The sequence below is a fragment of the Streptomyces sp. JLBG701 genome (assembly GCF_058544905.1).
The window spans coordinates 6,528,810-6,554,666 of the sequence record NZ_CM178588.1; the positions used below are offsets into that span (position 1 = coordinate 6,528,810).

Genomic DNA, 25,857 nt, shown 5'->3' on the forward strand with positions numbered 1-25,857 from the left:
GACCCTCCCGTACCGCTTCTTGGTCATTTTTTCCGCCATCTTCTCGCCCAGTACTTGCCTTCTGGCACCCGGTCCTGTGAGAAAACTTTGGCGTCTTTCCATCTCTGTAATCGGACGAGTACTGCTCGGAGTGTTTTAGTGGCAGACTTCGGCCCCTGAAGACGTTGGGGAGGCTGGCGAACGTGAGCGCGGGAGAGCCAGGATCGGTGGTGCGGCGCATGCTGCTCGGCTCGCAACTCAGGCGACTGCGTGAAGCACGCGGGGTCACACGAGAGGCGGCGGGGTACTCCATCCGCGCCTCGGAGTCGAAGATCAGCCGTATGGAGCTGGGACGGGTGAGCTTCAAGACGAGGGATGTCGAGGATCTGCTGACGTTGTACGGCATCACGGACGAGGCGGAGCGCACCTCACTCCTCTCCCTCGCTAAGGAAGCCAACGTCGCGGGCTGGTGGCACAGTTACTCGGATGTTCTGCCCAGCTGGTTCCCCACCTATGTGGGCCTGGAGGGCGCGGCCGCCCTGATCCGCGCGTACGAAGTGCAGTTCGTGCACGGCCTGTTGCAGACCGAGGCGTACGCGCGCGCGGTCGTACGCCGTGGCATGAAGGGCGCGAGCCCGGCCGACATCGAACGGCGGATCGCGCTGCGCCTGGAGCGGCAGAAGTACCTCCTGGCCGCGAACGCCCCCGACTTCCACATCGTCCTCGACGAGGCGTCCCTGCGCCGCCCCTACGGCGACCGCGAGGTGATGCGCGGTCAGCTCCAGCACCTGATCGAGATCTCCGAGCGGCCCAACGTACGGCTGCAGATCATGCCGTTCAGCTTCGGCGGCCACTCCGGCGAGAGCGGCGCCTTCACCATCCTCAGCTTCCCCGAGTCCGATCTTTCGGACGTGGTCTACCTGGAGCAGCTGACCAGTGCGCTGTATCTGGACAAGGCCGAGGACGTGGCCCAGTACGAGAAGGCGCTGAAGGAGCTGCAACAGGACAGCCCCGGGCCGGCCGAGAGCCGTGACCTGCTCCGCGGACTGCTCCAGCTCTCCTAGATCCAACTGCCTTAGGGAAATCCCTCGCGTGACCGGGGTGCGCCTTCAACTCCCTTGAAACACAAGTACGATGACTTGTGATCAGACCGTGAAGTCGATCAGGTGTCTGCTTCGTCTGTTTCGGCAGTAAGGGATTGAGGGATCACATGACGTCCTACTTCACCGACCTTGCCCAGCAGTACATCGACGGTGAGTGGCGCCCGGGCACAGGCTCCTGGGACATCATCGACTTCAACCCGTACGACGGTGAGAAGCTCGCGTCGATCACCATCGCCACGATCGACGAGGTGGACGACGCCTACAAGGCCGCCGCCCGCGCCCAGAAGGAATGGGCCGCGACCAACCCGTACGCCCGCCGCGGCGTCTTCGAGAGGGCCCTGCGCCTCATAGAGGACCGCGAGCAGGAGATCTCCGAGGTGATCATCGCCGAGCTCGGCGGCACGCGCCTCAAGGCGGGCTTCGAACTCCACCTCGTCAAGGAGTTCCTGCGCGAGGCGATCAACCTGGCGCTGCGCCCCGAGGGCAAGATCATCCCCTCGCCGATCGACGGCAAGGAGAACCGCGTCTACCGCGTCCCGGTCGGCGTCGTCGGCGTGATCAGCCCCTTCAACTTCCCCCTCCTCCTGTCGATCAAGTCGGTCGCCCCGGCGCTGGCGCTCGGCAACGCCGTCGTACTGAAGCCGCACCAGAACACCCCGATCGTCGGCGGTTCCCTGGTCGCGAAGATCTTCGAGGACGCGGGCCTGCCCGCCGGTCTCCTCAACGTCGTCATCACCGACATCGCGGAGATCGGCGACGCCTTCATCGAGCACCCGATCCCGAAGGTCATCTCCTTCACCGGCTCCGACAAGGTCGGCCGCCACGTCGCCACCGTCTGCGCCTCCAACTTCAAGCGCTCGATCCTCGAACTGGGCGGCAACAGCGCCCTGGTGGTCCTCGACGACGCCGACATCGACTACGCGGTCGACGCGGCGGTCTTCAGCCGGTACGTCCATCAGGGCCAGGTCTGCATGGCCGCCAACCGCGTCCTGGTGGACCGCTCGATCGCGGACGAGTTCACCGAGAAGTTCGTCGCCAAGGTCAAGACCCTCAAGGTGGGCGACCCGCGCGACCCGCAGACCGTCATCGGCCCGGTGATCAACTCCTCGCAGGCGGACGCCATTTCGGGCGTCGTCGAGCAGGCGATCGCCGAGGGCGCGACGGCCCTGGTGCACGGCACGACGACGGACAACCTGGTGGCACCCTCGGTCCTCACGGACGTCCCCGCCGGCTCGGCCCTGCTCCGGCAGGAGGTCTTCGGCCCGGTCGCCTTCCTCATCCCCTTCGACGGCGAGGAGGAGGCGGTCCGCATCGTCAACGACACCTCGTACGGCCTGAGCGGCGCCGTCCACACCGGTGACATCGAGCGCGGCGTGAACTTCGCCAAGAAGGCCGACACCGGCATGTTCCACGTCAACGACGGCACCGTCCACGACGAGCCGATCGTCCCCTTCGGCGGCGAGAAGAGCTCGGGGATCGGCCGCCTGAACGGCGACACGATGCTGGACGCCTTCACCACGATGAAGTGGATCTCGGTGCAGCACGGCCGCAGCGGCTTCCCGTTCTAGACGGTCCGGACGGAGTTTTTCCCTACGTTTTTCCTGCGGGCCATTGAGGACAGAACCTGACCTCAATGGCCCGTAGCTTCGTCGGTGTCAGGGGGAAACCCCCGCAAGAACCCGACGAAAGGCGGCCGGTCATGGTCACTCACGTTCCCGCAGAGGCCCAGGGCGACGAGCGCGGAGCACTGCTCTCCTTCATCGAGGAGCAGCGCGGCGGCATCCGCCGGGCCCTGCTCGGGCTCACGGACGAGCAGGCCGCGAGCAAGCCGAGCGCCAGCGAGTTGTCCCTGTCGGGGCTGCTCAAGCATGTCGCCGAGGTCGAGCAGGGCTGGATCGCGCGGGCCAAGCAGGAGCCGCCGGCGATCCAGCGGGACCAGACCAACTGGCACGAGACGTTCCAGCTCGTCGAGGGCGAGAGTGTCGAGTCCCAGCTCGCGTACTGGGAGAAGGTCGCCGCCGAGACGGAGGCGTACGTCCGCTCGGTGCCGAGCCTGGACGACACCTTCCCGCTCCCGGACCAGCCCTGGTTCCCGCCGGAGGGCCGCGTGTCCGTGCGCTGGGTCTGTCTGCACCTGATCCGCGAGACCGCCCGGCACGCCGGTCACGCCGACATCATCCGGGAGTCCCTGGACGGCGCCACCGCCTTCGAGCTGGTCGCCAAGGAGCAGGGCACGAGCTGGGGGTGACGTCAAGGGTCCTACGCTGGCCCCATGTCAGCGATCCGTCTCCTCGTGCTCGGCGCGGTCCGCCAGCACGGGCGGGCCCATGGCTACCAGGTGCGCAACGACCTGGAGTACTGGGGCGCGCACGAGTGGTCCAACGCCAAGCCCGGCTCGATCTATCACGCGCTCAAGCAGATGGCGAAGCAGGGCCTGCTGCACGCGCACGAGATCGCCCCGTCCACGGCCGGCGGCCCGCCGCGCACGGAGTACGAGATCACCGACTGGGGCACCGAGGAGTTCCTCCGGCTGCTGCGCGAGGCGCTGACCTCCTACGACCAGAAGATGGACGTGAAGTCGGCGGCCATCGGCTTCATCGTGGACCTGCCGAGGGCCGAGGCGGTGGCCCTCCTCAAGGAGCGCACCCGGCGGATCGAGGAGTGGCGCGGGGCCGTCACCGAGCACTACGTGCCCGAGGACGGCCCCGAACAGCTCGGCCACATCGGCGAGATCATGAACCTCTGGATCCACACCGCCGACGCCGAGGCCGAGTGGACCCGGGGCCTGATCAGCCGGGTCGAGGGCGGCGCCTACACCTTCGCCGGCGAGGGCGAGCCGTTCGTCGGCGTCCTGGCCGAGGGCGAGGAGAACCCGTACGCGACGGGGGAGCGGCATCCGGGAGACGCGGACTAATCAAGTTTGGCCAATCATCGAGGGGCGTCGCTTTGGAGCAGTAGTCAAGTTTGAATAGCTCGACCCCTGCCCCAGCGCACCGGCCACGACGTAACCGGGCGGCGAACCGGGAGACGTCTGGGCGGCGGACCTAGTGATGGAACCCCGTGGCCGCCCCCTTGTCCCGGGTCATCGGATGCGGCTGCCTGCGCAGCTCGGGCAGCAGGCGGCCCAGGTCCTCCACGAAGAGTTCGGCGAGGTCGGTCGAGAAGCCGTTGCGGCAGACGACGCGCAGGACGGACAGGTCCTCGCGGTTCGGCGGGAAGGTGTACGCGGGCAGCAGCCAGCCCCGCTCGCGCATCCGCCGGGAGACGTCGAACACGTCGTACGCGCTCACGTCCGGCCCGGTCGTGAAGGCGAAGACGGGCAGCTCGTCGCCCCGGGTCAGCAGCCGGAAGTCGCCGAGCGCCTCCACGCCCTTGGCGAGCCGGCCGGCCACGTCCCGGGTGGTCTGCTGCACGGCCCGGTAGCCCTCGCGGCCCAGCCGCAGGAACGTGTAGTACTGCGCGACGACCTGGGCGCCGGGGCGCGAGAAGTTGAGGGCGAAGGTCGGCATGTCGCCGCCCAGGTAGTTGACGCGGAAGACGAGCTCCTCGGGCAGCGCCTCCTTGTCGCGCCACAACGCCCAGCCGACGCCCGGGTAGACCAGCCCGTACTTGTGCCCCGAGGTGTTGATCGAGGCCACGCGCGCGAGGCGGAAGTCCCACACCAGGTCCTCGTCGAGGAAGGGCGCGACCATGGCGCCGGACGCGCCGTCCACGTGCACCGGGATGTCGAGGCCGGTCCGCTCCTGGAGGGCGTCCAGGGCCGCGCACAGGTCGGCGATGGGCTCGTAGGAGCCGTCGAAGGTGGAGCCGAGGATGCCGACGACCCCGATGGTGTTCTCGTCGCACAGCTCGGCGGCGGCCTGCGGATCGAGGTGGAACCGGTCGCCCTCCATGGGCACTTGGCGGGCCTCCACCTCCCAGAAGTTGCAGAACTTGTCCCAGCAGACCTGGACGTTGACGCCCATGACGAGGTTCGGGCGGGCGCCGGGAGTGGTGTTCCGCTTGCTCCAGCGGCGTTTCAGCGCCATCCCGGCGAGCATGCAGGCCTCGCTCGACCCGGTCGTCGAACAGCCCACGGCCGCCGCCGGATCGGGCGCGTTCCACAGATCGGCGAGCATCGCCACACAGCGCCGCTCCAGCTCGGCGGTGCGCGGGTACTCGTCCTTGTCGATCATGTTCTTGTCCCGGCACTCCGCCATCAGGACGCCGGCCTGCGGCTCCATCCACGTGGTGACGAACGTGGCCAGGTTCAGCCGCGAGTTCCCGTCCAGCATCAGTTCGTCGTGGACGACCTGGTACGCCGTCATCGGCGGGAGCGGCGCGTCCGGCAGCCGGTGTTTGGGCGGGGCCTCGGTCATCCCGCCGACCGGATTGGCCTCCCCGAAGAACGGGTTGACGGACACGGGGCGCTCGTCGCGCTTGTCGGGACCTTTGTGGAGCGGCATCGAAGTCTCCTACCTGATCGGGAAGTTCAGCGGACCGGGGTTCCGTCCGCGCGCAACTGCATCTGCGGCCGTCCCGTCACCAGCAGCCAGGCGGGCAGCGACGCGATGCAGAGCAGGGCGAGTATCGAGGGGGAGGCCACCAGCACGGCCGCGGTGAACAGGCTCACCCAGCCGTGCCGGGTGATGGCGAGGAGCATGCCCAGCACTCCCGTGGCGACACCGACCGCCGGATGGACGTCCGGCACGAGCGCGTGGGCGCACAGACCGAGCGCCGTACCGACGAAGACGGCCGGGAAGATCCGCCCGCCCCGGAAGCCGCAGGAGGTGGCGACGAGCAGCGCGGCCAGTTTCACCACCGTCATCGTCGCGAACTCGCCCGCCGTCCAGCCGTCGGGATCGCCCGCCAGCTCCTCGGCCTCGTCCAGCCCCTTGAAGAGCGTCAGATGGCCGCCCAGGGCCCCCAGGAGCCCCAGGACGAGCCCACCGACCGGAAGCGCCACCATCGGGTGCTTGAGGCGGGCGAAGGCGCCATGGACGTACGGGAAGACGTAAACGGCGCACATGCCGAGCAGCGCGGCCACGGAAGCGACCACCAGCGCGGCCAACAGATCGCCCCAGCCGGGTCGGCCGAACGGGGGCAGATCCAGGTCGAACGTCGGATGGGCCACCAGAGTGGCCGTCAGGGCGCCGACCGCGGCCGCGACGAGCGGCGCGAAGACGTTGTCCCACAGGGCCCCCTTGAGCTGCCGCCCGGCCAGCGCCTCGGAGATGAGCAGCGCCGCCGCCACCGGCGTACCGAACAGCGCCCCGATCGTCGCGGCTTCCGCCAGCACCGCCCACAGTCCGCCCGGCATACGGGGGAGCAGCCGGCGCCCCAGCCAGAAGGCCAGCCCGACGTTCACGGCGATGATCGGGTTCTCCGGCCCCAGACTCGGCCCGCCCGCGAGCATCAGCGCGGTAGCCAGCAGCAGCCCCGGCAGCACGGCGGGCGGCAGCACGGGGGCGTCAAGGCCGGTGGTGGCCGGGTCGGGCCCGGCATGCCCAGGCACCTTCCACACCACGAGCCCCACCAGAACGCCCGTACCGGTGAGCATGACGAGCATCCACAGCACGGAATACCGCCCGACCCCCAAGGCATCCGGCAGGTCCTGCCACAACACGTCCTGGAGTCTCTCGGCCAGCCCGCTCACCGCGAGGAAGAGCAGGCTCGCGCCCACGCCTACGACGAGAGCGGGGAGGATCAGCGGCAGCAACGCGCGCGCGGGAGTCGCCGGAGCGGCGGGTGCCGGTTGCGCGGTGTCCTGGGCCACGTGCTCACGATAAGGGGGCGAAACGGACAGGACATCCCGAGGATCAGGTCGGATGCGGGCTTGCACCTCACGTCGCGTGAGGCCTCAGCGTGGAGGACGTACCGAGAAGGGAGCGGGAGAAGTGAGCTACTCCGTAGGACAGGTCGCCGGCTTCGCGTCGGTCACGGTGCGCACCCTGCACCACTACGACGACATCGGCCTGCTCGTCCCGAGCGAGCGCAGCCACGCGGGCCACCGGCGCTACAGCGACGCCGACCTCGACCGGCTGCAGCGGATCCTGTTCTACCGGGAACTCGGCTTCCCCCTCGACGAGGTCGCGGCCCTGCTCGACGACCCGGACACGGACCCGCGCGCACACCTGCGCCGGCAGCACGACCTGCTGACCGCCCGGATCGAGAAGCTGCAGAAGATGGCAGAGGCCGTGGAACACGCCATGGAGGCACGCAGAATGGGCATCAACCTCACGCCCGAGGAGAAGTTCGAGGTCTTCGGCGACAAGGACCCCGAGCAGTACGCCGAGGAGGCGGAACAGCGCTGGGGCGGCACCGAGACATACGCCGAGTCACAGCGCCGCGCCGCCCGCTACACCAAGGACGACTGGAAACGCATGCAGGCCGAGGTGGCCTCCTGGAGCGAGCGCTACGACGCCCTCATGGCCGCCGGTGAGCCACCGGCCGGCGAGGCGGCCATGGACCTGGCCGAGGAACACCGGCGGCACATCACCAAGTGGTTCTACGAGTGCACGTACGAGATCCACCAGGGCCTGGCCGAGATGTACGTCACCGACGAGCGCTTCAAGGAGTTCTACGACTCCATGCGCCCAGGGCTCGCCGAGCACTTGAGGGACGCGATCGGAGCGAACGCCGCCCGGCACTCCCCGGGAGTTTGACGGTAAGGGGCGCCGCGCAAGGGCAGGCGCCCCTTACCGACGTGCGCTACTCCTTGACCAGCACGACGGCCGTCCCGTACGCGCACACCTCGGTGCCCACGTCCGCCGCCTCCGTCACGTCGAAGCGGAACGCCAGCACCGCGTTCGCCCCACGCGCGCGTGCCTGCTCGATCAGCCGCTCCATGGCCTGGTTACGGGTCTCCACCAGCGTCTTGGTGAGCCCCTTGAGCTCACCGCCGATCATCGACTTGAGCCCCGCGCCGATCTGACTGCCGAGATGCCGGGACCGCACGGTCAGCCCGAACACCTCGCCGATGACCTGCTCGACGCGGTACCCGGGTACGTCGTTCGTGGTGACGACCAACACATCCGCCTGAGGCCACTGGCCTCCGCCGTACTCCTCGATTCCCATGGCTCACAGCTTTGTCCCAGTCGGTCCACAGTGCATCCTGGAGACACCGGTGGAACCTGGGGCGGACACATTGCGTTGATAGCTTTGTCCGGCCGAGCTGGACGCCGTACCTCCCACACCCTCAGGAGCCCGGAACCGTGATGACGCTTGCCCTCGGACCGAGCTGGCTGGATCCGAACTACCTGCTCGACACCTACAGCATCTGGGGCCTGCTCCTCATCGTGTTCGCGGAGTCGGGCCTGCTGATCGGTTTCTTCCTGCCGGGTGACTCCCTGCTGTTCACGGCCGGCCTGCTGATCACCGCGGGCACCCTGGACTTCCCGCTGTGGGCGGCCATCGCCCTGATCTGCGTCGCCGCGATCGCCGGCGACCAGGCGGGCTACCTGTTCGGCAAGAAGGTCGGCCCGTCCCTCTTCACGCGCCCCGACTCCCGCCTCTTCAAGCAGGAGAACGTGGTCAAGGCGCACGAGTTCTTCGAGAAGTACGGCCCCAAGTCCCTGGTGCTTGCCCGCTTCGTGCCCATCGTGCGCACGTTCACGCCGATCATCGCGGGCGTCAGCGGCATGCGGTACCGCTCGTTCATCACGTACAACATCATCGGCGGCGTGCTCTGGGGCGCGGGCGTCACCCTGCTGGGCTCCTGGCTCGGCAACATCGAGTTCGTCCACAAGAACATCGAAGCGATCCTCATCCTGATCGTCTTCATCTCGGTGATCCCGATCCTCATCGAGTTCCTCAGGGCCCGCTCCAAGTCCAAGAAGACCCCGCCCCAGCCCCCGGCGGCCCCCCAGGCAATGGACGACGCGACGACCCAACTCCGCCGCATCCCGCCGGAGCAGCCGTACGGCAACAACCACCCGGGCCAGAACGAGTACTACGGCCAGCAGCAGTACCCCCAGCAGACCTACCAGCAGCAGCCGTACGCAGGCGGTCAGCAGGGCTACGAGCAGAACGGCCAGTACCCCCACAACCAGGGGTATCCGCAGAACTGACTCAGAACCCCCGAGTCCGCTTAGCCGCCCGGCGCCCCCCGGCGGAGCCACCCGGCACACGCAGAAACAGCCGAGAGATCTCCGACCCCAGATTGACCCCAATAGCAATGGCCATGGCCAGCGACGCAGCCTTGGCCAACGACACAAGCCCCCCGTCGATGTCGTTCTGGGCAATCGACAACAGCCCGAAATACGTGGCCGACCCCGGCAACAGGGGCCCGATCGCCGCGGTCGTGTACGGCAGCGCAGACGCGAACCGGTACCGGGACAGCAACTGCCCGAACAGTCCAACCAAGCCCGCCGCCACGGCCGTAGAAGCAACCGGCGAGAGGCCGCCGGCATAGTGCATCGCGCCGTACACCGACCATGCGACACCCCCGTTGAGGGTCACGGCGAACACGGTGGACCGTTCCTGCTGGAGCAGCACGGCGAAGGTCAGGGACACCAGCATCGAGGCGCCGATCTGCCACAGGGGCCGTTCGGCGATGCTGAGGGCGGCGTCGGGGTTGAGCTCGGCACCCAGCTTCACGCCGAAGTACAGGACGACGAGCACCCCGACGACGATGCCGACGAAGAAGTACATGACCTCCAACAGCCGCGCGGCAGCGGTGATGTAGAACCCGGTCAGCCCGTCCTGCACGCCCGCCACCAGCGCCCGCCCGGGCAACAGCGCGAACAGCCCACCGGTGATGACGGCGGACGCCTTCACGTCGACGTCGGCGACGTTGAGCGCGACCCCTATCGCGGCCGGCGGCATCGCGGCAATCAGGAACTGGTAGAACTCCGGCAGCCCGCGCCCGGCACACAGCCACGCCAGCCGGTCACCGAGCATCGCGCCGAGCGCGGCGGCGAAGAACACGATCACGTCACCGCCGACGAGCACGGAGGCCGCGCCCGCCAGCAGCCCGCTCGCGGAGGTCAGCACCCAGGTGGGGTACGGGTGCCGGTTGCGGCGCATCTCGGCGAGGCGCCCGTAGGCCTCCTCCAGGGAGATCGTGGTCTCCGGGTCGCTGAGGTCGTCGACGAGCCGGAAGACGGCCGCGAGGCGCGTGTAGTCCGTTCCCCGGCGGCGTACGGTCCGTGACGCGGTCACCGGATCGTCCACCAGGGACGGCTGGTACGAGATCGACAGCAGGGTGAAGGTGACGTTCGGCTCGCAGCGGTCGAGGCCGTAGGAGCGGCAGACCGCGAACATCGCGGCCTCGACGTCCTCGGCGCCCTCCCCGCCCGCCAGCAGCAACTCGCCGATACGCAGCGTCAGGTCCAGCACGCGCGGGACGGCCGGCCCCGACTCGTCGACGGCCTTCTGCGGGGGCTCCGGCGCGGGCCGCTCGGCCACCGGCATACGCAGCATCGTGCGCATCCGGTCCTGCCAGGGGACGTCCTTGGTCAGACTGACCATGGGAATCCCGGTCGCCGGGGTGAACGCGGGAGGGGCGTTCCTGGCGCTGTAGGTGCGCGGCGGAGTGAACGCCGACCCTTCGTCGTCGGCCGACTGCCCGACGTCGAGCCCCTTGGGAACGGCGAACTCGGACGTCGTGGACGACTCGTCCTCGCCGGCGGTGACCCCCACGGGCTGAGTGAACGCGCTCCTCGCCTCGTCCGACTGCGGCTTGCGGTCCTCCGCGTCCGTCACTGTCGTATCGCTCCCTGAACGTACGCGTCTTCAGTACGCCTCAGTATGAGCACAGGCACACGAACGGGCCGCACGCGCACGCGTGCGGCCCGATTGCGCGGGGGAGAGCTCAGTGGCCGCCCTGCTCCTTGAGGCGCTTGTACGACCGCTCGATCTCGGCCTCGGCCTCGACGCGGCCCACCCAGTTGGCGCCCTCGACGGACTTGCCGGGCTCCAGGTCCTTGTAGACCTCGAAGAAGTGCTGGATCTCCAGGCGGTCGAACTCCGACACGTGGTGGATGTCGCGCAGGTGCTCCACGCGCGGGTCGGACGCCGGGACGCACAGCAGCTTGTCGTCGCCACCGGCCTCGTCGGTCATCCGGAACATGCCGATCGCGCGGCACTTGATGAGGCAGCCGGGGAAGGTCGGCTCCTCCAGGATGACCAGCGCGTCCAGCGGGTCGCCGTCCTCGCCGAGGGTGTTCTCGACAAAGCCGTAGTCGGCCGGGTAACTGGTCGAGGTGAAGAGTCGACGGTCCAGGCGGATCCGGCCGGTCTCGTGGTCCACCTCGTACTTGTTCCGCGAACCCTTCGGGATCTCGATCGTGACGTCGAACTCCACCGGTGGCTCCTCCATGATCAGCACATAGTTCTGGTGGTTAAGTGTCCCTCACGCAGGTGTGTGATCGCGAAAGGGGCTGGTGGTCGTGCCAGAGCTGAAGGCTTGGCGGGCCGCGAGACCGCACGTGGTGCGGGTCGTCAAGGCCGTACGACCGCGTCTCGAGCGTGCCAGGGACGCCGTGAAACCGCAGGTCGTGCGGGTCGGGCAGGCCATGGCACCGCAGGTCGCGCGGATCGTGCGTCCCAAGACCGTCAAGACCTGGCAGTACACCGCGGGCGCCGCCACGGCCGGGCTGGCACTGGCCGCCGGTGTGGCGACCGCCGCCGGTCCCTGGGACTCCTCCGGTCAGCGTACGGCCGAGCGGGACCGCGCCGCCGCCCAGGAGCTCGCGGGTGGCACAGATCACGGGCGTAATTCCGGTACGTCCGATACCTCCGGTACGTCGGCGAACGCGCCCGCTCCTGCGCCGAGCGCCGCATCCGTCCTGACCGGCCTCTCAGGCGCCGCGAACACCGTGAAGTCGGCCCCGGTCGGCCCGGCCCTCGCGGACGTCCTCAACCCCCTCCTGGCGGCCCTCGGCACCGAGCACGCGGCCGCCGTCGTCGACGTGGCCACCGGCAAGCGCCTCTACGGCTCCGGCGCCGACGACTCCCTGACCCCCGCCTCCACCACCAAGATCGCCACCGGGGTCGCCGTCCTGTCCGCGATGGGCGCCGACCACCGCCTCACCACCAGCGCGGCCCTGGAGCCCGACACGAAGGAACTGGTCCTCGTCGGCGGCGGCGACCCGACCCTGACGGCACACAAGGACGGTGGGGGCACCTCCCGCTCGAGCGAAGCCGAGAGTGGGGGAGGGTGGGCGAGCCTGCGGGAGCTGGCCGAGGAGACGGCCACCGCCCTGAAGAAGGCCGGCACGCGCGCGGTGACGCTCTCGTACGACACCACGCTGTACGCCGGTTCCGAGGTCCACCCCATCGGGGTCAACGGCAACCTCGCCCCCGTCAGTGCCCTGATGGTCGACGAGGCCCGTACGGACGACTCGGCCAGCGGTCCCGTCACGCGCGTGGCGGATCCGGCGGGGGACGCGGCCCGCAAGTTCGCCGGGTTCCTCCAGGAGGACGGCATCAAGACCACGGTCCCCGGCCCCTCCAAGGCGACGAGCCGCGCCGACACGCTGGCGAGCGTGCAGTCGCCCCCCATGTCGGCCCTGGTCGAACGTATGTTGACCAACAGCGACAACGACATCGCGGAGGCCCTGGCCCGCCAGACCGCCGTCGCGATGGGCAAGCAGGCGAGCTTCGACGGCGGCGCGGCCGCGATCGCCGCCCAGCTGAAGAAGCTCGAACTCCCGCTCGGCGGGGCCGACTTCCACGACGGCAGCGGCCTGAACCGCGACGACAGACTCACCGCCGACCTCCTCACGGCCCTGCTGGTCAAGGCCGGCGACCCCGCCCACCCCGAACTCCGTCCGGTCCTCACGGGCCTCCCGGTGGCCGGCTTCACCGGCACCCTGACCAGCCGTTACACGGACGGCGCGGCAGGGGTCGTACGGGCGAAGACGGGAACCCTGACGGGCGTGAACACGTTGGCGGGAACAGTGGTCGACCAGGACGGGCGGCTGCTGGCGTTCGCGTTCCTGGCGTCGAACACGACGAACGCGCTGACGGCGCAGTCGGCGCTGGACCGGACGGCGACGGCACTGGCGGCCTGCGGCTGCCGCTGACGGCCGCCGCCTCCGCGGAGCTCCGCGGCCTGCCCCAAGTGGGAACGCTCACGTACCGTTGACGCATGACGAGCATCGGTGGTGCAGAGATGGTCGACTGGAATCTCGCGGTGGCGACCGCGACCCGGCTCGTGCGGCCGGGCCCCGAGGTGAGCCGCGACGAGGCCAGGGCCGTCGTCGCCGAGCTGCGCCGGCATGCCAAGGCCTCGGAGGAACACGTCCGGGGCTTCACCCGTATGGGCACCGAGGACACCCACGACACCCCCGTCCTGGTGGTCGACCGCGCGGGCTGGGTCCGGGCGAACGTCGCCGGGTTCCGCGAGGTCCTCAAGCCGCTGCTCGACAAGATGCAGGAGCGGCGCGGCAGCACACCCGGCGGGGCGGTCCTGGGCGCCGTCGGCGGCAAGGTCACCGGCGTCGAACTGGGGATGCTGCTGTCGTTCCTGGCCTCGCGCGTCCTCGGCCAGTACGAGACGTTCGCCCCGGCGACCCGGGAGCTCCCGGCCGGAGCCAACGGCGGCGGGCGGCTGCTGCTCGTCGCGCCGAACATCGTCCACGTGGAGCGCGAACTCGACGTACAGCCCCACGACTTCCGCCTGTGGGTGTGCCTGCACGAGGAGACGCACCGCACGCAGTTCACGGCGGTGCCCTGGCTGCGGGACCACCTGGAGGGCGAAATCCAGTCGTTCCTGGGGGAGACCGAGGTCGACCCCATGACCGTCCTGGAGCGCATCAGGGAGGCCGCCCAGTCCCTCGCGGGCGGGCGTCCCGAGGGCGAGGAGGACGACGGCGGCCGCTCCCTCGTGGAGATCGTGCAGACGCCCGCCCAGCGGGAGATCCTCGGCCGTCTCACCGCCGTGATGTCCCTCCTGGAGGGACACGCCGACTTCGTGATGGACGGCGTCGGCCCGGCCGTGGTGCCGTCCGTCGCGGAGATCCGCGAGAAGTTCCAGCAGCGTCGCGCCAAGGGCGCCTCCCGGCTGGACACGGCGCTGCGCAAGCTGCTCGGTCTGGACGCCAAACTCAGGCAGTACCGGGACGGCGAGCGGTTCGTGCGGGCCGTCGTCGGCGAGGTGGGCATGGACGGCTTCAACCGTGTGTGGACGTCCCCGAACACCCTCCCGACCAAGGCGGAGATCGCCAAACCGGCGGACTGGGTCGCGCGGGTGCACCGCAAGACCGAGTCGTGAAAGCCCTGAGCGCGTCGTGAAACGAATCCGGCCGACGGCAGGCGAACGCCCCTTCAATCACCCGTCCGAGGGACCGTGAGCCATGGGTAGGCGTGCAATGCTCGGGGAACGGCCCGGTTCTGTCACCATCTACACACTCTGAGTGACCGAACCTCGGGCTCACCCCCGAAAACTTCATGAAGGGAACCGGACATGGGTCCCCATCCTGCGGTCGCGGCGATACGCCTGGCGGTTCGCCGCGCCCTCCACGACATTCTCAGCGAGCACACCCGCATCACCGGCTCCGCTGACACCGCACATGACACCCCGCACGAGCGCCCGGCCTCGCCGCTCGTGCTCGTGGCGTGCTCCGGCGGCGCCGACTCCATGGCCCTCGCCTCGGCCCTCGCCTTCGAGGCCCCCAAGCTCGGCATCCGCGCGGGCGGCGTCACCGTCGACCACGGACTCCAGCCCGGCTCCGACCTGCGCGCCGACGAGGTCGTCCTGCGCCTCACCGAACTCGGCCTGGATCCGGTCGAGTCCATCGCCGTGACCGTCGGCCGCGACGGCGGCCCCGAGGCCGCCGCCCGGGACGCCCGCTACGCCGCCCTCGACGCCGCCGCGGCCCGCCACGGCGCCACCGCGATCCTGCTCGGCCACACCCGCGACGACCAGGCCGAAACCGTCCTGCTCGGCCTCGCCCGCGGCTCCGGCATCCGCTCCCTGTCCGGCATGGCGGCTGTCTCCGGAGGACCTGGGGCCCCCGGCCGCTACCGCCGCCCCTTCCTCCAGGTCGACCGCCAGACCGCCCGCAAGGCCTGCATGGTCCAGTCCCTGCCTGTCTGGGACGACCCGCACAACGCCGACCCGGCCTACACCCGCTCCCGCCTCCGGCACGAAGGCCTGCCCGCCCTGGAGAAGGCGCTCGGCAAAGGCGTCGTCGAGGCGCTCGCCCGTACGGCCCAGCTCTCGCGCGACGACGCCGACGCCCTCGACGCCTGGGCCGGCCAGGCCGAGGCCTCCGTACGCGACGCGGCCGGCCTTCTGGAGTGCGCCAAGCTCTACGCCCTGCCGCCCGCCGTACGCCGCCGTATCCTGCGCCGCGCCGCCATCGAGGCGGGCGCCCCGGCCGGTTCGCTGTTCGCCCGCCACATCGAGGAAGTCGACCGGCTGATCACCGGCTGGCGCGGCCAGGGAGCCATCAATCTCCCGGGCAAGGTCGTCGCCCAGCGGCAGGGTGGCAGACTGGTGATTCGGCAAGGCTGAATCGATACCCCCCTCCGGACCTCCGGGGGTGGGACCAGGTAGCCGGTGGACGACCGAAAGTGATGCGGGTGGACGCGAAAGACATGGGTGCCGACCTCAAGTCGGTACTCATCACCAAGGAAGAGATCGACGCGAAGCTGGCTGAGCTGGCCGCGAAGATCGACGCGGAGTACGCGGGCAAGGACCTGCTGATCGTCGGCGTCCTCAAGGGCGCGGTGATGGTCATGGCGGACCTGGCGCGTGCGCTGTCCACCCCCGTCACGATGGACTGGATGGCGGTGTCCTCGTACGGCGCGGGCACCCAGTCGTCCGGCGTCGTGCGGATCCTCAAGGACCTCGACACCGACATCAAGGGCAAGCACGTCCTCATCGTCGAGGACATCATCGACTCCGGGCTGACCCTGTCCTGGCTGATCTCCAACCTCGGCTCCCGCGAGCCCGAGACGCTGAAGATCTGCACCCTGCTGCGCAAGCCGGAGGCGGCCAAGGTCGCGATCGACGTGGAGTGGGTCGGCTTCGACATTCCCAACGAGTTCGTCGTGGGCTACGGCCTCGATTACGCCGAGAAGTACCGCAACCTCCCGTTCGTCGGTACGCTCGCGCCTCACGTCTACGGCGGCTGAACCCCTGCCCCGCGGGGACTGAACCCCAAAGGGCCCAAGGCTCGTAAGACGATCGGGAACCCCAGCGGGTTTCGCGCCGTTGGAGCATGCAGAGACGGGAACGCCAGCAGTCCCGTGCGACTTCGGGCGACAATGCTGGGGTACCGTCAGAAGAACTGTCTTTATCAAACTCACTATGGCAGGAGGGACGGAGCGGGTTCCGCTCCGTATGGATGGACGTGAAGCGATACTTCCGTGGGCCGGTCATGTGGATCGTGCTGGCCGTCCTTGCCGTGGTCGTGTTGATGCAGGTCGTCGGCTCGTCCGGCGGCTACAAGACGGTGGACACCGGCCAGGTCGTCCAGGCGATCAATGAGAACAAGGTCGAGTCGGCCAAGCTGACCACCGGCGACGAGCAGATCATCAAGGTCCAGCTCAAGGACGGCGAAAAGGTCGAGGGCAGCTCGAAGATCCAGGCGAGCTACATCGGCGACCAGGGCGTGACCATCGCCGGCACGCTGCAGACGAAATTCCAGGACAAGCAGATCCCGGACGGCTATACCGTCGCGCCGTCCAAGCAGAACCCCTTCCTGAGCATCCTGCTCTCCCTGCTCCCCTTCGTCCTCATCGTGGTCGTCTTCCTGTTCCTGATGAATCAGATGCAGGGCGGCGGCTCCCGGGTCATGAACTTCGGGAAGTCCAAGGCGAAGCTCATCACCAAGGACACCCCGAAGACGACGTTCTCGGACGTCGCCGGCTCGGACGAGGCCGTCGAGGAGCTCCAGGAGATCAAGGAGTTCCTCCAGGAACCGGCGAAGTTCCAGGCCGTCGGGGCGAAGATCCCCAAGGGCGTACTGCTGTACGGCCCTCCCGGCACCGGCAAGACCCTGCTCGCGCGAGCTGTCGCGGGCGAGGCGGGCGTGCCGTTCTACTCGATCTCCGGTTCCGACTTCGTCGAGATGTTCGTCGGTGTCGGTGCCTCCCGAGTCCGTGACCTCTTCGAGCAGGCCAAGGCGAACGCCCCGGCGATCGTCTTCGTCGACGAGATCGACGCGGTCGGCCGCCATCGCGGCGCCGGCCTCGGCGGTGGTCACGACGAGCGCGAGCAGACCCTCAACCAGCTGCTCGTCGAGATGGACGGCTTCGACGTGAAGGGCGGCGTCATCCTGATCGCCGCCACGAACCGGCCCGACATCCTCGACCCGGCCCTTCTGCGCCCCGGCCGCTTCGACCGCCAGATCGCGGTCGACCGCCCGGACATGCAGGGCCGTCTGGAGATCCTCAAGGTTCACCAGAAGGGCAAGCCGGTCGCTCCGGACGTCGACCTGTCGGCCGTCGCCCGCCGCACGCCGGGCTTCACCGGCGCGGACCTGAGCAACGTCCTCAACGAGGCCGCACTGCTCACCGCCCGCAGCGACAAGAAGCTGATCGACAACTCCATGCTGGACGAGGCGATCGACCGCGTGGTCGCGGGCCCGCAGAAGCGGACCCGGATCATGTCGGACAAGGAGAAGAAGATCACCGCGTACCACGAGGGCGGCCACGCCCTGGTCGCGGCGGCTTCCCCCAACTCCGACCCGGTCCACAAGATCACGATCCTGTCGCGTGGCCGTGCCCTCGGCTACACGATGGTCCTGCCGGACGAGGACAAGTACTCCACGACGCGCAACGAGATGCTGGACCAGCTGGCCTACATGCTGGGCGGCCGCGCGGCCGAGGAGCTCGTCTTCCACGACCCGACCACGGGCGCTGCGAACGACATCGAGAAGGCCACCGCAACGGCCCGCGCGATGGTCACGCAGTACGGCATGACCGAGCGTCTCGGCGCGATCAAGTTCGGCGGCGACAACACCGAGCCCTTCCTGGGCCGGGAGATGTCGCACCCGCGTGACTACTCGGAAGAGGTCGCCGCGCTCGTCGACGAAGAGGTCAAGAAGCTCATCGAGAACGCGCACAACGAGGCCTGGGAGATCCTGGTCGAGAACCGCGACGTGCTCGACGCGCTGGTGCTCCAGCTGCTGGAGAAGGAGACGCTGAACAAGGAGCAGATCGCCGAGGTCTTCGCTCCCATCGTCAAGCGCCCGGCCCGCCCCGCGTGGACCGGATCCTCCCGGCGTACGCCGTCCACCCGTCCGCCGGTGCTCTCCCCCAAGGAGCTGCAGCTGACGAACGGTGCGAACGGCGCCGCCCCGGCGATCACCGCCAACGCCGCCGTGGAGTCATCCCCGGCGACGGAAGCGGTGCCGGAGGACCGCCCGGAGAGCTGAACCGCTCCTGAGCCCCGGTGACCTCACCGGGCCTGGAATGAATGCCGCGCCCCCCTGGTTTTAGCCTGGGGGGCGCGGCGCGTTGTTATGCCCGCAGATGACACGCGTGGCCCACACGCGCGACCCGCACAGGAACGAGGCAGCCAGATGACCGACCCCGTGACGCTTGACGGCGAGGGATCGATCGGCGATTTCGACGAGAAGCGCGCCGAGAACGCCGTACGTGAGCTGCTGATCGCCGTTGGCGAGGACCCGGACCGTGAGGGGCTGAGGGAGACGCCGGCGCGGGTGGCGCGGGCGTACCGGGAGATATTCGCGGGGCTGTGGCAGAAGCCCGAGGACGTGCTGACGACGACGTTCGACCTGGGGCACGACGAGATGGTGCTGGTGAAGGACATCGAGGTCCTGAGCTCCTGCGAACACCACTTGGTGCCGTTCGTCGGAGTCGCCCATGTCGGCTACATCCCGTCCGTAGACGGCAAGATCACCGGCCTGTCGAAGCTGGCCAGGCTCGTCGACGTGTATGCCCGCCGGCCTCAGGTGCAGGAACGACTCACCACGCAGATCGCCGACTCCCTGATGGAGATCCTGGAGCCGCGCGGTGTGATCGTCGTGGTCGAGTGCGAGCACATGTGCATGTCGATGCGCGGAGTGCGCAAGCCCGGGGCCAAGACCATCACCTCTGCGGTGCGCGGCCAACTGCGTGACTCCGCCACCCGCAATGAGGCGATGAGCCTGATCATGGCGCGCTGACCGGCGTCACGCCGCCGATGCGGCCCCGGTGTTGTGGTCGTCGTCGTCCTCCGGGAGCTTGCAGACGCGCTCCAGGAAGAACGCCGCCGCTATGACGGCGATGCCGGCCAGGACGGAGAAGCCCGCGTACCAGGCCTGGTCCCGGCGGGCCGGGTTGTCCAGGGACTCCAGGAGGAAGGCGCCCGTGCCGCCGTACATACCGGCGACGAGGGCGGCCACCAGGGCGCTGGCCTGGCCGAAGACGACCGCGCGGGCCGCCATCAGGGGGTCGACGCCCTTGGCGCCGGGGCGGCGCTCGCGCTGGGCCTTGAGGCGGGCGCGCAGCGAGAGCGCCGTGGCCAGCAGGACGACGGCGATCAGGGCCAGGACGATGGGGGCGGCCAGGGGGACGCGGGGGAGTGTCCCCACCGCGTTCCACAAGCGGGCGCCCGCCCAGGACAGCACTCCGGCGACGACGAACACGCCGACCAGCATCCTGATGCGCAGCTCTCTCACGGTGCCCCTTCAGCTCCCCCGGACGGACGGTGGTCGTGTTGACCTGTCCAGCACCTTAACGACTACTCGGGCAGCCGGAGTTCCAGGTCCTTGCGCGGCGCGACACCCTCCCGGGTGAGGGAGTCCAGGAGACCGGCGACCGGACCGCGGCCGGGGAGCTGGGCGTCGGGCTCCACGTCGTGCCACGGGGCCAGGACGAAGGCCCGCTCGTGGGCGCGCGGGTGAGGGAGGGTGAGGACCGGGTCGTCGGAGACCACATCGGCGTACGCGACGATGTCGACGTCGATCGTGCGCGGGCCCCAGCGCTCGTCCCGTACCCGGTTGAAGGCCTCCTCGACCGCGTGCGCCCGCTCAAGCAGGGAGGACGGCGGCAGGGTGGTCCTGAGGACGACGACCGCGTTGAAGTACGACGGCTGGCTGCCGGGCGCCACGCCCCACGGCTCCGTCTCGTAGACCGGGGAGACCAGCTTGACGCGCACGCCGGGCGTGTCCTCCAGCGCGTCGATGGCGCCCTGGATGGTCTCCAGGCGGTTGCCGAGGTTCGAGCCGAGGGAGAGCACGGCCCGCTTCGGGTTCTGCAGCGTCGTGTCGGCGGCGTCGACCCGCTCGACGACGGAGGCGGGCACCGGCTGTACGGTCGGGTCGCTGTGACCGTCGGTGAACGAGGCAGTCATACTCGGCTCCGGGTGATGGTGACGGTGACGTCGTCGAAGGGGACCGTGATCGGTGCGTCGGGTTTGTGGACGCGGACCTCGACCTCCTCTACCCCTTCGTGCTTCAGACAGGCCTGTGCGATGCGCTCGGCGAGCGTCTCGATGAGGTTGACGGGCTCGCCCTCGACGACGGCCACGACTTCCTCCGCCACGATGCCGTAGTGCACGGTCTTCGCCAGGTCGTCGTCGGCGGCGGCCGGCCGGGTGTCCAGGCCAAGGACGAGGTCCACGATGAAGGTCTGGCCCTCCTCGCGCTCCTTGGGGAACACACCGTGATGCCCGCGAGCCCTCAGGCCGCTCAGCGCGACACGATCCACGCGAATCACTCCTGCAATCGTCGGTAGCGGCCGGTTACTGCCGTGTGCGGGCGGCACACCGGCCTCGAACGAATCTACCTGCGAGCACTGACAGAGCCGGGCCGCACAGGCGCTGGGCGGGCCGGGGCCAGGAGGTTTCATCGCGTGTTTCCCCTGGGGAACCCGGCGGCTCACGGGCTGGTAGCCGTCCCTACCCGCGAGTCCGTGATTCCAACCACTTCTTGGTCCCGCTGGCCCCGCAGGAGTGCGCCTACCCACTCAGGAGGGTGTGTCGTCGCTTTCGTCCTCTTCGGTTTCGGCCAGAACGGGGGAGGCGTGGTGCGACCAGAGCTTCCAGCCCTCGGAGGTGCGCCGGAACACGTTCGTGGCGACGACGAGCTGGCCGACGAGCGGTCCGAGTTCGTCGCTGTCCGCGGGGGCGGGGCCGCCGCTGAGGATGTTCTCGGTGCAGGTCACCAGGGCGGTGTCGCCGGTGACCGAGACGTGCACGTCGGTGAGGAAGAACTGGATGTAGTCGGTGTTCGCCATGATCAGCGCGTACGACCTGAGGACCTCGCCGCGGCCGGTGAGCACGGGCCAGCCGGGGTGCACGCAGGAGATCACGCCGACGTCCGCCGGGTCGTGGAACTGCTCGTCGACGCCCAGGTCGGCCGGGGTCAGCCAGAGCGAGGACAGCTCTTCGAAGTCGCCCCGCTCCAGCGTCTCGTAGAACGCGGTGTTGGCGAGTTCGACCTGCTCGACGTCGGTGTGGGGGGCGCTCACCGGGCTCCTTCTGCGCCGCTGGCTCCCTCTGTCCGCGCCGGGCGGGTGTCGTCGGCGCTCGCGCCTGGCGTGCGCTCTGATTCGCGCGCCCCCTCTACCGCGCGCGCGACCCGCACCGCGTCCGCGGTGGCGCGCACCTCGTGCACGCGCACCGCCCACGCGCCGGCGTGCGCCGCGAGCGCGGAGACGGCGGCCGTGGCGGCGTCGCGCTCGCGTGCGGGTGGCGGCGCGCCCTGCGGGCCGGCCAGGACGCGCCCCAGGAACCGCTTGCGGGAGGCGGCGACGAGCAGCGGGTGGCCGAGGGCGTGCAGGCGGTCGAGGTGGGCGAGGAGGACGAGGTCGTGCTCGGCCTCCTTGGAGAAGCCGAGGCCGGGGTCGACGACGATGCGTTCGGGGGCGATGCCGCCGGCCAGGACGGCCTCCACGCGTGCGTGCAGTTCGTCGACGACTTCGGTGACGACGTCGGCGTACACGCCCTTGACGTTGCCGCCCTCCAGGAAGCCGCGCCAGTGCATGACGACGAAGGGTGCGCCGGAGGCCGCGACGACCGGGATCATCGCGGGGTCGGCGAGGCCGCCGCTGACGTCGTTGACGAGGGCGGCGCCGGCCGCGAGGGCCTGCTCGGCGACGGAGGCGCGCATGGTGTCGACGGAGACCGTGACGCCCTCGGAGGCCAGGCCGCGGACGACGGGGATGACGCGCTTGAGTTCCTCGGCCTCGTCGACGCGGGTGGCGCCGGGGCGGGTGGACTCGCCGCCGACGTCGACCAGGTCGGCGCCTTCGGCGACGAGTTCGAGGCCGTGTTTGACCGCGGCCGTCGTGTCGAACCAGCGGCCGCCGTCGGAGAAGGAATCGGGGGTCACGTTCACGACTCCCATGACCGCGCAGCGGTCCCATGCCGGAAGCCCGGCCACCTGACCGCGTCCGCTCTGCTTGCTCATACGTTCAGCCTAGGCCTAGGAGCAGGCCCGCAGACCCGGTGGTCCGAGCGGTAGGTGTGCGGCCCGGGCGGAAGCCCCAGGGCTGGGGCGGGGCTTCCGCCCGGGCCTGCTCCGGTCACGCCGCGCGGACGTCCCGTTCCGCCATGGCGTGGGCGCACGGGCGGGGAGCGGCTGGGCGGCGGCGCAGGAAGCGCGGGAGGGGGAGGGCGAGGTTGACGAAGCCCTCGGCCTGCATGGCGGCGATGCCGATGCGGGGCAGGTCGCCGGAGGCCCGGTAGACGACGAAGCGCGGCTCCCAGCGGGGGCGGAACTTCGCGTTGAACTTGTACAGGGACTCGATCTGGAACCAGCGGGACAGGAACACCAGCAGCCCGCGCCAGGCGCGCAGCACCGGGCCCGCGCCGATCTTCTCGCCGCGCGCCAGCGCCGAGCGGAACATGGCGAAGTTCAGCGACACGCGCGCGATGCCGAGCCGGGGGGCCGCTTCCAGCGCCGCGACGATGAGCAGTTCGTTCATGCCGGGGTCGGCCGAGCGGTCGCGCCGCATCAGGTCCAGGGAGACCCCGTCGGTGCCCCACGGCACGAAGTGGAGGACCGCCTTCAGGTCGCCGTACGGGCCCGGCTCGGCGTCCGCCCGCCCGTCTCCCACCACCGCCCTACCTGAGGCGCTTGGCGCCGCCCCTTCAATTCTGTGCGCGGTGGCGATGAGGCAGTCGCCGTCGGAAGGGTCGCCGATGCGGCCCAGCGCCATGGAGAAGCCGCGCTCGGTGTCGGTGCCGCGCCAGTCCTCCGCGGCCCGCCGGATCCGCTCCAGTTCGCCCTCGCCGAGGTCACGGATGCGCCGGACCCGGGTCTCGTAACCGGCGCGCTCGATGCGTTTCACCATTTGCCGCACGTTGCGCATCGCGCGGCCGGCGAGGGAGAAATCCGCGACGTCCACCACCGCCTCGTCACCCAGTTCGAGGGCGTCCAGACCGGTCTCGCGGGTCCACACCTCGCCGCCCGTCTCGGAGCAGCCCATGACGGCCGGGGTCCAGGAGTGGGCCTTGGCCTCGTCCATGAAGCGCTCGATGGCGCCCGGCCAGGCCTCGACGTCACCGATCGGGTCACCACTGGCGAGCATCACGCCGGAGACCACGCGGTACGTCACCGCCGCCTTGCCGCTGGGCGAGAAGACGACCGCCTTGTCGCGGCGCAGCGCGAAGTGGCCGAGCGAGTCGCGGCGCCCGTGCTTGTCCAGCAGGGCCCGCAGGTGTTCCTCGTCCTCGTGGGTGAGGTGCGCGGCGGGGTGTTCGGGGCGCAGGGCGAGGTAGATCGTGGTCACCGCGGTGAGCAGGCCGAGGGCGCCCAGCGAGAAGGCGACCGTCCACGACGTGGTGCCCTGGTAGTCGACCGGGCCCTCGAAGCCGAACAGGCCGTACAGGACGTGCGTAATGCGATCGGCCAGGCTCGGGTCGCCGACCATGCGTTTCGGGTGGACGCTGACGATGACCAGTCCGAGGACGAGGGAACCGGCGCCCATGAGGACGAAGTTGGCGAGCGCGCGCCAGCGGCTGCGCGGGTCGGGCAGGGCCGTGAACTCGGCGCGGTGGCGCACCAGGGGCGCGAGCAGCGCGAGCGAGAGGACCACCCCGATGAGGGAGTGCCGGTACGCGAACTGCGCCACCGCGCCCGCAGGCAGCAGCGCGACCGCGGCACGCCACGCCCGGCGCTTGCGCCGCCTGAGCCCGTGCGCGAGCAGCAGCAACAGCACGCCGGTGCTGAGCGCGAGCGCCGCCGCGAACGGTCCGAGCGCGCCGGGCAGCACCTCCGCGATGGTGTGCATACGGCTGTGACGGAAGCGCGGGAAGACACCCGCGGCGATGTCCACCAGGCCCACGAGGGCACATGCTCTGGCGACCAGCGTGGGGACGGCCTCGGGGCGCGGACCGCGGAGTACGCGCCGTGCACGACTTGATCGGCTCGGAACCCCGACCGACATTTCCACATCTGTCCTGACAGACATCGCATCCCGTAGTTCTGCGAGAGACCTTGAATCCGGTGCCGATTCGGGCATCCGGCGACATTGCGCCCTCTAGGACGGTGTCTCGGGGAGTGAGGTTCACTCACCTCCCCAAAGCCCCTTCAAAGGCCAAGGAAAGTCCGGGACAAGCCCTCGCGAAGGTGCGGCGGGCCCGGGCGGAAAGCGCAGGCGGATCAGCCCATGGGTCTCACGAGCAACAACGCTCTGCTGCTGGCAATCTCGTCCGCCGTGCTGCTGTTCGTCGGCACGGTCTGGCTGTGGCCCCGGCTGGCCCGGCGCACCTGGCGGGCCGTCAGCGGGCGCGTAGGCCTGCTCCTCGCAACCCAGTTGGCGCTCTTCGTCTCCCTGGGCCTCGCCGCCAACCAGGCCTTCGGGTTCTACGCCAGCTGGGCGGACCTGTTCGGCCAGGAGACCGACCAGGGCGTCGTCGTGGACCACACGGCGAGCGCCGGCTCCGGCGGACCGCTCCAGGTGGTCGACACGAGCCGGGTGAACGAGTCGGGGTCCGCGCGGCCGATGACGGCCGGACAGATCCAGAAGGTCGACATCGTCGGCCGTACGACGCACATCGCCACGCCCGCGTACGTCTACCTGCCGCCGGAGTACTTCCAGTCCCGCTACCGCGCGCGTACCTTCCCCGCGGCCGTCGTCCTCACCGGCTACCCCGGCACCGCCAAGGCGCTCATCGACAAGCTGCACTACCCGCGCACCGCCCAACAGCTCGCCAAGGACGGCCTTATGCAGCCGATGATCCTGGTGATGCTGCGGCCGACGGTGGCGCCGCCGCGCGACACGGAGTGCGTGGACGTCCCGGGCGGCCCGCAGACCGAGTCGTTCTTCGCGAAGGACCTGCCCGAGGCCGTGACGGACCACTACAGGGTCGGCGAGAAGCCCGGCAGCTGGGGCGTCATCGGCGACTCGACGGGCGGCTACTGTGCGCTGAAGCTCGCCCTGCACCACCCCGAGGTGTACGCGGCGGGGGCCGGCCTCTCGGCGTACTACGCGGCGCCCACCGACCCGACGACGGGCGATCTCTTCCACGGCGACCGGGAACTGCGTCATCGTGCCGATCTGTGGTGGTGTCTCAAGCACCGGCCCGCCGCCGACACCTCACTGCTCGTCAGCAGCAGCAAGATCGGCGAATCCAACTACCGGGACACACTGAGGTTCATCGCGCGCGTGAAGGCCACGAACCTGACCCGGATCTCGTCGATCATCCTCGACAGCGGCGGGCACAACTTCAACACCTGGCGCCGCGAGATCCCGGCGACGCTGCAGTGGGTGAGCGGGCGGCTCGACGACCGCTAGGGCCTGTCCGGCGGATCCGCGTCTGCGACAGGATCCGCCGGACAGGCCCTAGCCCGGAAACTGGTCCGAGAAACAGTCCCGAAACTCCTCGGGCTGTAGGAAGGCTGCGGTATAGCTGTGTTTTTACGGGGCGGGGCTCCAAGATTCGCCT

Annotated in this window: 24 protein-coding genes; 13 read left to right on the forward strand and 11 right to left on the reverse strand. The window is 69.7% G+C overall.

Annotated features, from left to right (window positions below):
• The first annotated feature begins 206 nt into the window (after positions 1-206).
• The 4 genes from AC5DRG_RS30215 (at position 207) to AC5DRG_RS30230 (ending at position 3,996) form a co-directional block, all read left to right on the forward strand.
• A complete protein-coding gene (locus AC5DRG_RS30215; protein WP_491813202.1) occupies positions 207-1,043 on the forward strand; it encodes a Sco1979 family transcriptional regulator in 837 nt (278 codons plus the stop codon).
• 146 nt (positions 1,044-1,189) lie between these two features.
• Positions 1,190-2,650 (forward strand): aldehyde dehydrogenase family protein, encoded by a 1,461-nt coding sequence (locus tag AC5DRG_RS30220; protein WP_491802608.1) that lies wholly within the window; start codon positions 1,190-1,192, stop codon positions 2,648-2,650.
• Positions 2,651-2,781: 131 nt separating this feature from the next.
• Positions 2,782-3,330 (forward strand): DinB family protein, encoded by a 549-nt coding sequence (locus AC5DRG_RS30225; protein ID WP_491802610.1) that lies wholly within the window; start codon positions 2,782-2,784, stop codon positions 3,328-3,330.
• 24 nt (positions 3,331-3,354) lie between these two features.
• Complete coding sequence (locus AC5DRG_RS30230) at positions 3,355-3,996, forward strand: PadR family transcriptional regulator (protein ID WP_491802611.1); 642 nt, start codon at positions 3,355-3,357, stop codon at positions 3,994-3,996.
• Between the two features lie 130 nt (positions 3,997-4,126).
• Here the strand turns inward: AC5DRG_RS30230 and gad are convergent, their stop codons facing one another.
• A complete protein-coding gene (gad, locus tag AC5DRG_RS30235; RefSeq protein WP_491802612.1) occupies positions 4,127-5,527 on the reverse strand; it encodes a glutamate decarboxylase in 1,401 nt (466 codons plus the stop codon).
• Positions 5,528-5,553: 26 nt separating this feature from the next.
• A complete protein-coding gene (locus tag AC5DRG_RS30240; RefSeq protein WP_491802613.1) occupies positions 5,554-6,837 on the reverse strand; it encodes an ion channel protein in 1,284 nt (427 codons plus the stop codon).
• 121 nt (positions 6,838-6,958) lie between these two features.
• Between AC5DRG_RS30240 and AC5DRG_RS30245 the strand changes: the two genes are divergently transcribed.
• Positions 6,959-7,726 carry a MerR family transcriptional regulator gene (locus AC5DRG_RS30245; RefSeq protein ID WP_491802614.1) on the forward strand — a complete coding sequence of 256 codons (768 nt, stop codon included), beginning with the start codon at positions 6,959-6,961 and terminating at the stop codon, positions 7,724-7,726.
• A 46-nt stretch (positions 7,727-7,772) separates the two neighbouring features.
• Here AC5DRG_RS30245 and AC5DRG_RS30250 read toward each other — a convergent pair whose 3' ends face one another.
• On the reverse strand, positions 7,773-8,138 hold the full coding sequence (locus tag AC5DRG_RS30250) for a YbjQ family protein (RefSeq protein ID WP_491802615.1): 366 nt from the start codon (positions 8,136-8,138) through the stop codon (positions 7,773-7,775).
• Between the two features lie 140 nt (positions 8,139-8,278).
• On the opposite strand from AC5DRG_RS30250, the gene AC5DRG_RS30255 reads away from it, so the two are divergent.
• Positions 8,279-9,130, forward strand: coding sequence for a DedA family protein (locus tag AC5DRG_RS30255; protein ID WP_491802616.1), 852 nt, complete (start codon positions 8,279-8,281; stop codon positions 9,128-9,130).
• Between the two features lies 1 nt (position 9,131).
• On the opposite strand, the gene AC5DRG_RS30260 is transcribed toward AC5DRG_RS30255, so the two are convergent.
• Together AC5DRG_RS30260 and AC5DRG_RS30265 are read right to left on the reverse strand one after the other, a co-directional pair.
• On the reverse strand, positions 9,132-10,766 hold the full coding sequence (locus AC5DRG_RS30260; RefSeq protein WP_491802617.1) for a threonine/serine exporter family protein: 1,635 nt from the start codon (positions 10,764-10,766) through the stop codon (positions 9,132-9,134).
• A gap of 109 nt (positions 10,767-10,875) precedes the next feature.
• Positions 10,876-11,367: an inorganic diphosphatase gene (locus AC5DRG_RS30265; protein ID WP_491802618.1), complete on the reverse strand. Its 492-nt coding sequence runs from the start codon at positions 11,365-11,367 to the stop codon at positions 10,876-10,878.
• A 79-nt stretch (positions 11,368-11,446) separates the two neighbouring features.
• Between AC5DRG_RS30265 and dacB the strand changes: the two genes are divergently transcribed.
• From dacB to folE, 6 genes are all read left to right on the forward strand, one after another.
• A complete protein-coding gene (dacB, locus tag AC5DRG_RS30270) occupies positions 11,447-13,090 on the forward strand; it encodes a D-alanyl-D-alanine carboxypeptidase/D-alanyl-D-alanine endopeptidase (protein ID WP_491802619.1) in 1,644 nt (547 codons plus the stop codon).
• A 65-nt stretch (positions 13,091-13,155) separates the two neighbouring features.
• Complete coding sequence (locus AC5DRG_RS30275) at positions 13,156-14,280, forward strand: zinc-dependent metalloprotease (RefSeq protein WP_491802620.1); 1,125 nt, start codon at positions 13,156-13,158, stop codon at positions 14,278-14,280.
• A gap of 192 nt (positions 14,281-14,472) precedes the next feature.
• Complete coding sequence (gene tilS, locus AC5DRG_RS30280) at positions 14,473-15,525, forward strand: tRNA lysidine(34) synthetase TilS (RefSeq protein ID WP_491802622.1); 1,053 nt, start codon at positions 14,473-14,475, stop codon at positions 15,523-15,525.
• 62 nt (positions 15,526-15,587) lie between these two features.
• The gene (gene hpt / locus AC5DRG_RS30285) at positions 15,588-16,148 is read left to right on the forward strand and encodes a hypoxanthine phosphoribosyltransferase (RefSeq protein ID WP_491802623.1); all 561 of its coding nucleotides are present in this window, start codon (positions 15,588-15,590) and stop codon (positions 16,146-16,148) included.
• 212 nt (positions 16,149-16,360) lie between these two features.
• Complete coding sequence (ftsH, locus tag AC5DRG_RS30290; RefSeq protein WP_491802625.1) at positions 16,361-18,394, forward strand: ATP-dependent zinc metalloprotease FtsH; 2,034 nt, start codon at positions 16,361-16,363, stop codon at positions 18,392-18,394.
• 147 nt (positions 18,395-18,541) lie between these two features.
• Positions 18,542-19,147 carry a GTP cyclohydrolase I FolE gene (gene folE / locus AC5DRG_RS30295; protein WP_491802626.1) on the forward strand — a complete coding sequence of 202 codons (606 nt, stop codon included), beginning with the start codon at positions 18,542-18,544 and terminating at the stop codon, positions 19,145-19,147.
• 6 nt (positions 19,148-19,153) lie between these two features.
• On the opposite strand, the gene AC5DRG_RS30300 is transcribed toward folE, so the two are convergent.
• From AC5DRG_RS30300 to AC5DRG_RS30325, 6 genes are all read right to left on the reverse strand, one after another.
• A complete protein-coding gene (locus AC5DRG_RS30300) occupies positions 19,154-19,642 on the reverse strand; it encodes a DUF3180 domain-containing protein (RefSeq protein WP_491802627.1) in 489 nt (162 codons plus the stop codon).
• 62 nt (positions 19,643-19,704) lie between these two features.
• A complete protein-coding gene (gene folK, locus AC5DRG_RS30305; protein WP_491802628.1) occupies positions 19,705-20,316 on the reverse strand; it encodes a 2-amino-4-hydroxy-6-hydroxymethyldihydropteridine diphosphokinase in 612 nt (203 codons plus the stop codon).
• Positions 20,313-20,672, reverse strand: coding sequence for a dihydroneopterin aldolase (gene folB, locus AC5DRG_RS30310; RefSeq protein WP_491802629.1), 360 nt, complete (start codon positions 20,670-20,672; stop codon positions 20,313-20,315). Before folB ends, folK begins: the two co-directional genes overlap by 4 nt.
• Positions 20,673-20,930: 258 nt before the next feature.
• On the reverse strand, positions 20,931-21,434 hold the full coding sequence (locus AC5DRG_RS30315; RefSeq protein ID WP_491802630.1) for a nuclear transport factor 2 family protein: 504 nt from the start codon (positions 21,432-21,434) through the stop codon (positions 20,931-20,933).
• Positions 21,431-22,375, reverse strand: a complete 945-nt coding sequence (gene folP / locus AC5DRG_RS30320) for a dihydropteroate synthase (protein WP_491802631.1) — start codon at positions 22,373-22,375, stop codon at positions 21,431-21,433. Before folP ends, AC5DRG_RS30315 begins: the two co-directional genes overlap by 4 nt.
• A gap of 115 nt (positions 22,376-22,490) precedes the next feature.
• A complete protein-coding gene (locus AC5DRG_RS30325; RefSeq protein WP_491802632.1) occupies positions 22,491-24,356 on the reverse strand; it encodes a phosphatidylglycerol lysyltransferase domain-containing protein in 1,866 nt (621 codons plus the stop codon).
• A 222-nt stretch (positions 24,357-24,578) separates the two neighbouring features.
• Here AC5DRG_RS30325 and AC5DRG_RS30330 point away from each other — a divergent pair, with 222 nt between their 5' ends.
• Positions 24,579-25,706 carry an alpha/beta hydrolase gene (locus AC5DRG_RS30330; protein ID WP_491802633.1) on the forward strand — a complete coding sequence of 376 codons (1,128 nt, stop codon included), beginning with the start codon at positions 24,579-24,581 and terminating at the stop codon, positions 25,704-25,706.
• Positions 25,707-25,857: the final 151 nt, after the last annotated feature.